This is a genomic window from Streptomyces chiangmaiensis (assembly GCF_036281785.1).
Taxonomy (GTDB): Bacteria; Actinomycetota; Actinomycetes; order Streptomycetales; family Streptomycetaceae; genus Streptomyces; species Streptomyces chiangmaiensis.
The window spans coordinates 1-11,529 of the sequence record NZ_JAYWVC010000234.1; the positions used below are offsets into that span (position 1 = coordinate 1).

The 11,529-nt window shown below is 62.8% G+C and carries 9 protein-coding genes; 8 read left to right on the forward strand and 1 reads right to left on the reverse strand.

The window, feature by feature from the left end; genetic code table 11:
• Positions 1–765: 765 nt before the first annotated feature.
• The 6 genes from VXC91_RS37505 (at position 766) to VXC91_RS37530 (ending at position 5,840) form a co-directional block, all read left to right on the forward strand.
• Entirely contained in the window at positions 766–1,236 is a 471-nt protein-coding gene (locus tag VXC91_RS37505) for an XRE family transcriptional regulator (RefSeq protein ID WP_237481066.1), read from the forward strand.
• A 36-nt stretch (positions 1,237–1,272) separates the two neighbouring features.
• Positions 1,273–1,785, forward strand: coding sequence for a hypothetical protein (locus VXC91_RS37510; RefSeq protein ID WP_329511828.1), 513 nt, complete (start codon positions 1,273–1,275; stop codon positions 1,783–1,785).
• On the forward strand, positions 1,782–2,990 hold the full coding sequence (locus VXC91_RS37515; protein ID WP_329511829.1) for an MAB_1171c family putative transporter: 1,209 nt from the start codon (positions 1,782–1,784) through the stop codon (positions 2,988–2,990). The genes VXC91_RS37510 and VXC91_RS37515 overlap by 4 nt, the downstream gene beginning before the upstream one ends.
• The gene (locus VXC91_RS37520; RefSeq protein WP_329511830.1) at positions 2,987–4,411 is read left to right on the forward strand and encodes an amidase family protein; all 1,425 of its coding nucleotides are present in this window, start codon (positions 2,987–2,989) and stop codon (positions 4,409–4,411) included. The genes VXC91_RS37515 and VXC91_RS37520 overlap by 4 nt, the downstream gene beginning before the upstream one ends.
• An 80-nt stretch (positions 4,412–4,491) precedes the next feature.
• Positions 4,492–5,517, forward strand: coding sequence for a UDP-N-acetylmuramate dehydrogenase (locus VXC91_RS37525; protein ID WP_329511831.1), 1,026 nt, complete (start codon positions 4,492–4,494; stop codon positions 5,515–5,517).
• The gene (locus tag VXC91_RS37530; RefSeq protein WP_329511832.1) at positions 5,517–5,840 is read left to right on the forward strand and encodes a hypothetical protein; all 324 of its coding nucleotides are present in this window, start codon (positions 5,517–5,519) and stop codon (positions 5,838–5,840) included. The genes VXC91_RS37525 and VXC91_RS37530 overlap by 1 nt, the downstream gene beginning before the upstream one ends.
• Before the next feature lie 9 nt (positions 5,841–5,849).
• Here VXC91_RS37530 and VXC91_RS37535 read toward each other — a convergent pair whose 3' ends face one another.
• Positions 5,850–5,990, reverse strand: a complete 141-nt coding sequence (locus tag VXC91_RS37535; RefSeq protein ID WP_329511833.1) for a hypothetical protein — start codon at positions 5,988–5,990, stop codon at positions 5,850–5,852.
• A gap of 511 nt (positions 5,991–6,501) precedes the next feature.
• On the opposite strand from VXC91_RS37535, the gene VXC91_RS37540 reads away from it, so the two are divergent.
• A complete protein-coding gene (locus VXC91_RS37540; RefSeq protein WP_329511834.1) occupies positions 6,502–7,047 on the forward strand; it encodes a hypothetical protein in 546 nt (181 codons plus the stop codon).
• A gap of 233 nt (positions 7,048–7,280) precedes the next feature.
• Positions 7,281–11,529, forward strand: a 4,249-nt coding sequence (locus VXC91_RS37545) for an NACHT domain-containing protein (protein ID WP_329511835.1), incomplete at its 3' end; no start/stop codon positions are given.

Here is an 11,529-nt window from a genome sequence, read left to right on the forward strand (position 1 = left end):
TCTGTCCGTGCAATTCGGATACTCCAGTTGCTAAAGCGGTGCGGCTTGCGCGCAGCTGATGGCGTTTGAAGCTGCTGAAAACGTCTGGCGCCAATGCATGTGGCAGGGCCAGTGGGTCACGGTGCCGACCCGGAAATTGATCAAAACAGCAAGTGACGTAAGTGAGGTCATCCCGCCTTGCGCGCTTAGGTTGATGCCGATGGGCAGGCCACCGTGCTGCATGTCAACTTCATTCCCGGGTGCACTCGGGATGCGATAGAAACCGGTCCCCTGCGGTACGGGGAGGTGGGGAGACTGTTATGCGCATCGCAGGATCTTGAGCGCCCACGGCATCTGTTCCACAGCAGCTCTGCGGCAGCGCAGAGAGCTGAGAGCCGTGCGACGCTTTGAATTGACAGCCGTTTTGACGATTCCTTTCGACGTAGGTGCAGGTAGTGGCGGTGGACCATCAATGATCCGGGGAGACGCCGGTTTGGCTAACCGGCGATCCCGCGCTATGTTGCTTCGCTTCGCAACACGCCCGCGCAATGTGCGTCCGCTCGTGTAGTCGACTGTTGCAGCGCTGGCCCCGCCACCGCTTCGGCCTTCCACTGCTCCGTCGGCAACGATACCGACGCCTACCTGGCATGCTCCTGCCGGTAGAAATGGACAGGCCGACCTGAAACAGGCGGTACACGCCACACGGAAACGTGCTGGCGAGGAAGAACTTTCCATATGCGGGATCATCCCGTCAACTGGTGTTTATGGCGGGGTAGGGTTGTCGAAGTGACGGCGAAGTCCACCCGGGAAAGGATCATGAAAGACTCCACCGAAGGTCAGGTGAACCCCAAGGGGCTCATGGACCGCCTAAACCGCTTGTTCGACACGGTGCACCCGCCCGGTCGCGGCCCCTTCAGTAACGCCGAAGTGGCCGAACTGATGGAGAAGCGGGGGCTGGGCAAGCTGTCGGCCCAGTACCTGTGGCTCCTGCGGACGGGGCAACGCGATAACCCGACGAAGCGTCATCTTGAAGCGCTCGCAGGGTTTTTCGGTGTGGAGCCCGCGTATTGGTTCGATGACGCTGTCGCCGAAAAGACCGTGCAGGAGCTTGAGTTGCTCGCGCTGCTTCGCGATGCGAAGATCAAGAACGTTCTTCTTCGTCTATCCGACGTATCCGCAGACGGCAAGGATGCCGTCTTGGGGATCGTCGAGAGCGTACGAAAATCCGAGGGGCTGCCGCCCTCAACTGGCGTGTAAAACGGGCTTAGTTCAGTAAGTGATCAAGGAAAACCAATGTGGTCTGCACGTAGGCTCCGCCAGCCTGACCTCCTGGCCGAGCTGAAGCTCCCGGACGTTATCAATATCCGCGATCTCAGCGACGAGGTCTCTCGCCGCATGGGACGGAAGGTGGTCCTAGAGGCCCGGGAGCAGGCACCCTCGGTGTGCGGGGCGTGCGCCGTCACGGAGAGTGCCGTCCACGTGTTCTACGACCCGCGGACCAGCCCCCTGCACCAGGACCACATCATCGCCCACGAGTTCAGCCACCTACTGCTCGGCCACCACGAGAGCCGACCGGTGTCCGCGCTGGCCCCCGCGTTCATCACCAGCGTGGACCCGGCCACCGTGCAGATGATGCTGGGCCGCACCAAGTACGACGAGGATGAGGAGCGGGACACCGAACTCCTCGCTTCGCTGCTCCAGCACCGGATCATCGACCGGTGGCTGCGCAGCGACGAGTCCTCCGGTGACGACGTCCAGGACCGGGTCACGCACACGCTTCTGCGCCGACGGGAGGCCCGGTCGTGAAGGACCTGCTCCATCCGATCAGCCTCGTCGTCGCCACGCTCGGCTTCCTCTGCCTCCTGCGGGACGTGCTGACTCGCCGCCGAGACCCCGCCTCCACCGGGCTGGCCGCAGTCTTCCTACTGTCAGGACTGTCGTTCCTGTTTTCCATCACGCCGATGTGGAACTACCTCGACCGCGTGCTCGGCACCGTCAACCTCTCCGTCCCCCTGGCCATGGGGTGCGTGGTCGCGCTGCTGGCCTGCCAGCAGGTGGTCCTGACCTACTGGGGCTCGCCGCCCGAGATTGCCCGCCGGCAGAGCCGCCGGTGGCTGTGGGCTGGCTTCGCGGTGATCGCTGGGCTGCTGGTGCTGTTCGCCCTGCTGACGCCCAGCGCGCCGCGACCGATCAACTTCACGCTGTACTACGCCCACGACAACTGGTACGCGGCGTACCTCACCCTGTATGTCGCGGCCTACACCCTCGGAGAGCTGTTCCTCGCCCGCGCCTGCTGGGGCTTGGCCCGTCGCAGCACCCGCGGCTCCGTCCGCGTCGGCCTGCGCATCGTCGCCCTCGGCGCGACCGTCACGCTCGGATACAGCGCCGTCCGCATCGGCGACGTCATCGCCGGCGCCTTCGACACCTCCCTCGCAAACTGGGAGGGCTTCGCCTGGACCTGCGGCGACGTCGGCGCCATGCTCACACTCCTCGGCTGGCTCGTACCCACCATCAGCGACCAGGCCCAGAGCATCCAGTACCGGATCAAGCAGTACCGCAGCTACTACGGCCTGCGCCCCCTGTGGCTCGCGTTCTACAGCGAAGCGCCTGAGATCGAGCTGCCGATCGACCGAGTCGACCCGGCTCAGAGGCGCCGCTTCCGCCGCATCTCAATCCGGCTCTACCGGCGAGCAGTCGAGATCCGGGACGGCCGGTTCGTGATCCGCCAGTACCTCGATGCCGCGGTCCGTGAGGCCAGCGAAGCCCATCACCGTGCCCAAGGGCTTCACGGCCAGGAGCTGTCCGCCGCCGTCACGGCCGACCAGATCCTCGCCGGAATCGCGGCCCGGGCCGACGGCGCCCGCCCGGCGCCCGACCAGCTCACCGAATTCGCCGACTCCGAACGCCAGACCAGTCGGCCCATGGAGGACATCGACGCTCTCCTCGACGTTGCTCGCCACCTGCCTCGCCAGCCCGCACGAGCCCCCCACCTTGAGCGAGTCTCCGCATGACGACCGACCTCCCCCACCAGCCCGCTCATGTCCAGCTCCAGGCCCTGGACCGCCGCGAGATCTCCAGCCGCGAGCTGCTCGACCTCCACCTTGCCCGGATCGACGCCAGCCAGGTCAACGCTGTTGTCACTCGCGACGACAGCGCGGCCCGAGCTGCCGCGCATGCCGCAGACGAACGCCGCGCCCGCAACGAAAGCAGCGGCACCCTCGACGGCCTTCCCCTCACCATCAAGGACAGCTTCGAGACGGCCGGCCTACGCACCACCAGCGGCGCCGAAGAGCTGGCAGATCACGTACCCGCACGCGACGCCGACGCGGTCGCCCGGCTCCGCCACCAAGGCGCCGTCATCATGGGCAAGACGAACACGCCGACGTACTGCCAAGATCTGCACACCGACAACAGCCTGTTCGGCCCCACGCTCAACCCGCACGACCCCAAGCGCACCGCCGGCGGCTCCTCCGGCGGCCCCGCCGCCGCCGTCGCCGCACACCTGACCCCCGCCGACCTCGGCAGCGACCTCGCCGGCTCCCTACGGCTCCCTGCTCACTACTGCGGCGTCTACGGCCTGCGCCCCACGTACGGACTTGTCCCGGCCCGCGGCCACGTCCCTCGCCCGCCGGGGTGGATCACCAGCAGCGACATGGTCACCCCCGGCCCCCTGGCCCGTCACCCCCGAGACCTCGACCTGCTCCTCGCCGCTCTGACGACACCGTCGCCCGACGAGAACAATCCCTGGAGCGTCAGGCTGCCCACGGCGCGGCGCACGGTCGGCCAGCTCCGCGTGGCGGTGTGGGCCGAGGACGCGAGCTGCCCCGTCGACCGCGACACGGCCGATGCTCTCGCCGCCGTTGAGCAGACACTGGCCTCCGCTGGCGCGAGCGTTCGCCGCACTGCGGGACCGGTCGGCTTTGCTGACTCTCTCCGCCTCTTCGAGCAGCTCCTCCACGCCACCGCGACAGCCGCCACCGACGACGATGCTGGCGCGCTCGAACTCGCGGCGGCCCGTGATCTGCACGCGGATGACGCGAGCCCACGGGCCGCCTTCCTCCGCCACCGAACGCAGACACACCGTGCCTGGCTCCGCGCCAACGAGGAGCGCCTGCGGCTTCGGGAGACGTGGCACAGGTTCTTCGCCGACGCCCGACATGACGTCCTCATCACGCCCGCCGCTCCCACCGCGGCGATCCCGGCCGGCACCCGTTCTCTCACGGTCGACGGCGTCGAGCGGAGCTTCTTCGACCAGACTGGCTGGGCCAACCTCACCAGCCACGTTGGCCTGCCCAGCCTCGTCGTGCCCGTCGGTCAAAACGCGGACGGCCTCCCGATCGGCGTGCAGCTCGTGGGACCGGCACACGCAGACCGGACCCTGCTCGCGTTGGCCGAAGACCTGATGTCGCCTCTCGGAGAGGCGGCCGGATAACTCAGCTTCCGATGCCTTCGGCCAGGGGGACAAGTGCGGTTCGGTCCGTGTTCGGGATCCAGCGGCGATCCCGCGGGCCGTTGAACAGGTCCGACCTGACGAGGGACATCCACCAGAGTCCGGCACCCCTGTACGTCCTCGGCGGCGGCAGCAACACCATCGCCGCCGACACCGGATTCCGCGGAACGGTCCTTCGCATCGCCACCCACGGCATCCACGCGCACATCCTCGACAACGAGCGCGTGGAACTCATCGTCCAAGCAGGGCACCCGCTGGGTGACCTCATCGCCTTCACCGTCGCCGAGGGGCTGTCCGGGATCGAATACCTCGGTGGCATCCCCGGAACCGCGGGAGCCGCTCCCGTCCAGAACACCGGCGCCTACGGCCAGCAGATATCCGACACCCTCACCCGCCTCACCGCCTACGACTGGCACCTCGGCCACTCCGTCGAACTACGCCCCGCCGACTGCGGCTTCGGCTATCGCACCAGCATCTTCAAGGACCGCCCCAGCCGATGGACGATCCTCACCATCACCGTGGCTCTCGGCCGCAGCAACTCCGCCGCCCCCGTTTCATACCCGCACCTCGCCAACATCCTGGGCGTCCCTCTGGGCGCCCAGCCGCCGCTCACCGAAGCAGCCCACGGCGTACTCGCCGACCGCAACAACCGCGGTCTGACCCTGCCCGCGAGCGGGCCGGACGCCCGCCAAGTGGGCTCGGTCTTCCTGAATCCGACCATCACGGGCAACCAGGCCCGAGCCGTGCGGGCCGCCGGCGGCCCGGTCAACCGCTCTCAGGGCAGCGGGCTGCGAGCCAGCGCGGGCTGGCTCCTGGAAAGCGCCGGGTACCGACCCGGAGCCCAGGTCACCCCCGGCGTGTACTGCTCATCCCGCCGGACCCTGACGCTGACCGCGCGCCGCGGCGCCACCAGCACATCCTTCGACGCCGCCCTGCGGACGCTGGCGGCCCGCGTCTTCTCGGCAACAACCATCCGGCTCACGCCCGAACCCCGTCGGCCTTCCAGCCACTCGGCGCCGCCCTCAGCCAAAGCCGGCAGGGCCAAGGGGACGGCCCGATCGTGCTGCCCGCGCCGCTCGATGCCCTGATGGAAGAGCTGATCGCAAGCCGGCGCGGCCACACACTCGTGGATGAGCCAGGGACCTGGCTCTTCCCCGGGCGGGTTCCCGGGAAGCCGCTCAGCAGCGACCAACTGGTCCTCCGGCTGCGGGCATTGGGCGTCAATCCGCGCGAGGACCGAGCCACCGCCCTGTTCACGCTGGCCGCTCAGGTTCCGGCGGCGATCCTGGCGCGCATGCTGGGCATCCACCGTGCGGTAGCCGTGCAGTGGCAGCGGGCCAGTGGCGGGGACTGGGCGGCATACGCGGCCGACGTCGCCGCCCGGCCGGTTCGCTCACGCTCGGCGGACTGAGCGGCGATCTCAGATGCCCGCACCGAGCGGTATGGTCGCGACCTGGTCCCAGATGATCGTCTTGGCCTGTGCGTCCGCGGTGACGTCCACGAGGTGAACGGCGTCGACGCGCATCGGGGCGTGTCCGGGACGTACTCCGGTGCGGAGCATCCTCTGGACCTGGTCGGAGTCGCATTCCTCGGCCGGCGGATCCGAGCGTGAGTTGCGGGACCTTGGTGGGGTAGCCCGTCGCGTGGGGCCCGCGCGCCGTCTGGATCGCGGCGCGGACGGTGGTGTGGAGGTCGTTGAGGGGCTCGTTGAGGGGCTCGTCGGGATGGACGTCGGCGATCACTCCGGTGCAAGTCGCGGCACACGCTGTGTCCCCCGCAGGTCGTGTCGCCTTCACCGCAATGCGAGCCCCGTCCGAGGAGGTGTCAATTTGTCTGGCGCCACAGTCACTTGGGTGGCTTCAGCCGCTGGCACTGGGCGGAACCGGCAGGGCCACGGACTCCCATATGATGATCTCCCTATCCGCGCTTGCGGTGATAGCCGAAGACGAACTGGATGGCGCCTTCGGGAAGTTGCAGGCCGACAGCGTGAGGCTCGAGCATCTCGATTGACGGGTGTCAGGTAAAGTGCTGGAGCCACGTGTCGTTGCTCTTCGGGGGTGAGTATGGATCCGGTGTCTCTGGCGATCTTGGGAGCATCACTGCCTTCTGCGTTGACCTTCCTGTTTGATCGGGCCAACAAGGTGCTCGATGAACGTGCGACTCGGCGCAGGTCGGCCGATGGAGACGAAGCGATCCAGCCGACGCCCGACGTCGTGCAGGCTCCGGGACTGTTGCAGGGCGAACTGGCGCCCCTCACTGCCGACCCGGGAGCGGTAGAAGAGCGGCAGGCGGAGCTGGCAGGGATTGTCGGCCTGCTCTCACCTTACGCACGGAATCCCGATTTGATCGACGAGAACGACCCAGAGCTACCGACCCTCGTAGGAAGACTGCGTGGGCTGCTCGAAGAAGTGTACGGGCAGCGCATTACGTTCGTGGGTGAGGACCGGGAACCAAGCGGTGGTGCAGTGCGTGTAAATCAGGTGATTGACGAGCACTCCGGGAACTTGACTGGCATTGGAAGGATCAGCAAGGAAACTTCCAAGGCCGTCGAAGTGGATCAGCGCATCGGACGCACTCAGTCTGGTTCCGAAGTGACCGGCGTATCCGAAATTAGCTAGGTTCTATCTCCATCGCTGATCAAGAACAGCTCCCAAGCTGGAGATTCGCGCCCATGCTGATTCCCTTTGAGGAAGGTACGCGCGAAGGTTAGCTTCTGGATCAGGTTTGGGGGACTGGGACCGCGTGAAAGGATCGCCTTTTGCAACAGTGGAGCGGGCTTCCAGCGCAAATCCATGAAGAAGCCGCTGACTTCACTGGCCGAGTTTGGGCGCTGGAAAGAATCCGATCTTGGTTGACAAATCCCCACGCACCTCGAGTGCTACTCGTAACCGGAGAGCGAGGGGCCGGAAAAACCCAGTTGGCGAGTCGCTTGGTCCAGCTATCCACTGGATCGGTCGCCACACCTGTTACGTTCGCACCGGGCTTTCTGGGGGCAGCACACTTCTGCCTGGCCAATGAAGTTGACAGCCTTGAACCTGATCGGGTGTACGAGAAGCTGGCCGATCAACTTGGGGCGCAGATTGAAGGCTTCACAGAACAGCGGTTGGCACAACACGCGGGCAACACCCAAGTACACGTTCACGTTTCCCAAAATGTTGGTGTAGCAGCACCAAATATCTCGGTCACAGGCGTGGGTAAGATCAATTTAGCTGGCACTCAAGATGCGCGCAGAACCTTCGATGATTCCATCAGGCGTCCGCTCCGTGCTTTAGCTCAAGAGACGAAATCCCCGCACCCTGTCGTTGTTCTTATCGACGCCTTGGATGCTGCGCTAGATGAGAGAGTTGGGCGAAATCTAGCGCAGGTGCTAGCCGGCGAACTGCTCAACGAAGTTCCGGGATTGAGACTCTTGCTGACCGCTCGCCCGTACCGGCAAATTACGGAGGCTTTTCCTGGGGCAGTCACCTTCGACTTGGTTCGGGGTGCAGACGAGAATATGAGCGACGTTCGCACGTACGCGGCAGGTCGCCTTGGGAAAATTTCGGTTCTCGGCGTGCCTGAACTGGCCAAGCGGATCTCGGAAGTTGGGCGGGGTAACTTTCTGTACGCCCGTCGCATCATTGATCAGATTGAGTCCTGCGACCCTCTGCCTCAAAATCTGGCCGACTTCCCGTTGCCGGACGAACTGGAGGATTTGGAGCGAGTTCCGCTACGTTGGGACCAGTTGCCGTTGCCCGAGGAACTCCCTCGATCGGTCCAGTGCTTGCTGAATGCTCAGCTCGCTGCGGCGAAGCAAGCCCCCTACGCTATTGGCGGATCTCGCGAACTGGACCTATCTCGTGTTTATATCCGCCAACAGTTGGGGATCGTGGATCAATTTGACGATGCAGACGAAGAAGAAGAGGATGAAGCAGGAGACCAACTGTCCCCGCCTGAAGGGCAAGAGCTGGGTCATACGCTGGTAACCGATCTCGCAGAAGCTCTGACTGAGTCCGAACACCTGATCATTGCCGGCGGTCCGGGTCAGGGTAAGTCAACTCTGACTCTGCAATTGGTCGATAATCTTGCTCGCCCCTGGCTTAGAGTAGGGGCTTCCCCATTCGGTAAAGATGTAACCGGAATCGCCTCAGAACCACTGCTACCTTTGCGTGTTGCTGCTCGGTCATTGGTGACGCAAGGAAATATTCCTTGGCCAGCGGCATTCACTGAGGCAGCTAAGCGCGAACTTGGGCTGCTTCTGCAGGAAGATATCGCCTCCGAGGTGTTCACTGAGTCAACGCATAGCTTTCGCTGGCTGATCATTATCGACGCCTTGGATGAAATTGCCTCACCTGGTGATCGCCAGAGGCTACTCGGAGCGATCAATCATTGGCTGAATGACCGAAGCTTTCCACATCGGCTACTAATCACCACTCGTCCTCTGCCTCGTTCTGACCAACGCCAGTTGTATTGTCCGAATTTGGCAAGCTTCACCTTGGAACCGTTCGATGCGGAAGCTCTCCAGGATTTTGCTAATGCATGGTTCACCCGCTCTCGGCATGCAGGTGGGAGTGCGCTAGCTCAGCGCTTCCTCGCGGAGGTCCGCCGAGCTCGACTGAACGAGATTGTTAGCGTCCCATTGTTGGCAACAGTAGCTGCTGTCGTTTTCGAGGACGATCCGGACCGCCCGCTGCCGACTCGTCGTTACGAGTTGTACGAACAATACCTGGCATATCTGTTTTCGGGGCGTTCGGAGAGTTTCACCGAGCAATGGGCCATAGTTGAGCAATACGTGTCTGCAGTGCCAGGTGGGCGAAAGCTTGCAGAATGGCTGCGCGAGCAGCGTTACGAATTGGTTGCTCATCTGTCAGTAATCACATGCGAAGGACACCAACTCCTGCTTGACTCCGCCTGTAATTGGGTAACGGATCACGCCCGGCAGGATGCAGTCCTTCCGCGAATCACTCCACCGAATTGGAGGACGATTGTCGCGGTGGCGGCAACCAGCACTGGACTGCTCGCTCACCAGGGAGGCGATCTGCTCTTTTTGCATCAATCCTTTGCTGAACACCTCGCAGCCAACACGCACGCCGCCGGCCTGTCAGCGACTTGTGAGCCTGACAACGAGGATTGGTGTTACTGGATTGAGGGCGCCCTGGAGGGTGAACTCGCACGCTCGGTACTGATCTGTCACAGTCGCATCTTTCCGAGTGACGGACTGATGGACTGGCTGCTGAATAATGACTTCCTGTTCTATAGGGTCTTGGCTGGCGAACTAATTTCTGGCGGTGCGGATTTCACTGACTCGTCACTCCGCTCCTTCATGGAATCTTTCCGCGCGTGGGCTCTCTGGGTATCACCGGGATCAGGTGTCGCAGAGTCGGTGTTCAATAGATCGCTGGAACACACGTCGAATCTGTTCTCCCTCGAGGGCGTCGAAGACGTCATCGTCGAAATAGTTACGGACGTAGTTGTGCCGGTGCACCGTAGAATCGCGGCCGCCCGCATACTACTCAGAAACGAAGCTCAGAGGATCGCCGAGACTGTTCCTGCGCTGCGTCAAGTGCTAGCCGACTCTAGAGTCGACACAAGGCAACGCGTTCACGCGGCTGAAGTTTTAGCGCTCGCGAATCCAAATTATGGCACTGAGGTCGTGCTTGCATTGCACACGATGCTGAGTGATCCTGATCTCGAACTGGGGATTAAGAGGCTCCTGGCACAGGCACTCGTACGGATCGATCCCGGCCTGGTGCCTGAGGCTGCCAGAATCCTCTGTGAGATTTTGTCTATCCAGGTTTCCCGCGATCAAATGAGTTTGAACTCTGAGCGGCGTTTGGCCGCATTCGATTTGGTCGACTTGGGTCCGCGATATGTAGAGGAGGCTGTTAAGGAGCTCCGACGCCAGTGGAATAGCAAGCTAATCGGTGTTACCTGGTTTGCGCGACAAATGTCATGGTTCGGCTCGCCTTATGTGGAGGAAGCGGCGAGCGCCTGTATAGAGCGCCTTGGCCGTGCAAAACATATGAACATTCGCGGTCTTACTGCTTGTGTTCTGGCGACCCTTGGAGCACATTATGTCGATGAGGCAGCTCCGGTCCTTCGTCAGGTTTTGTCCTCCGGTGATGTTAGCCTGACAACCTTGCCTAAGGCGGCGTATACGCTTGCGAGAATTCGAGCAGCAGATGATGCTGACCGGATTTTCGCGGTACTGAACGAAATTCCCGCATTGGATAACGACTCGTTGCAATTTGACTATATGTTGCGTACCCTAGTCGAGTTGTCCTCTGATCACCGGCAAAGAGTTCTTGAATTTTTGCGCCGACTCCTGTCCAACGATGACATCGAGGGCGATGTACGCTGGCCAGTGGTACAGGCGATTGTTTCGGCGGGCTGCATTGACGAGATAGCACCCATTCTGTGTGATGTACTCGAAGACAGGAATAGCAAGGTATCGAGACGGAGATGGGCTGCCACGGTACTTTCTGAGATGGGGACAGGTTATACCGCCGAAGTCGTCGAACGACTATGCCAAGAATTGATTAGGCTTCCTGCCAAGCCTTCTGACCTCGGGATGGCTGCAGGAGTGCTGATTGAACTTGGGCCGAGAAATGCTTCTCGTGGGGCGGAAATTCTACTGAAGGTCGGTTCCGATCCGACCGCTAGTGCAACCAACCGTCTACATGCGATGCAAACATTGGTGCTCTTCGGGCCTCACTACGCAACCCGTGCAGCCGAGGTGGTAAACCAGCTTTTTTCGGATCCAACGGCCCCTCTGACGGATCGTCGACGAGCTGCAAACGCATTGGTACGTTATGGGCAGAGGTACGCTGCAGAGGTGGCGGCGAAGCTCTGCGAAGTGCTGGAGGCAGCCACACCAAATTCGGCTGAACAGGACTGGGCTGCAGGCACGCTGATGACCCTGGATCCAAGAGTCGTTGGTGCTCCTACTCTTTCTCGGCTCCTAGGCGGCTGGCCGAACAGATTCCATGTTGTGCGGCGCTGGGCGGCGGCGTCATTGATTTCATTGGGCACCGAGCACGCCGAGAAAGTGGGTGAGGCGCTTCAAAGTATGCTGTCTGATATTGGCGCAGCTGAGGATGATGCGGCGCTCATATCCATGC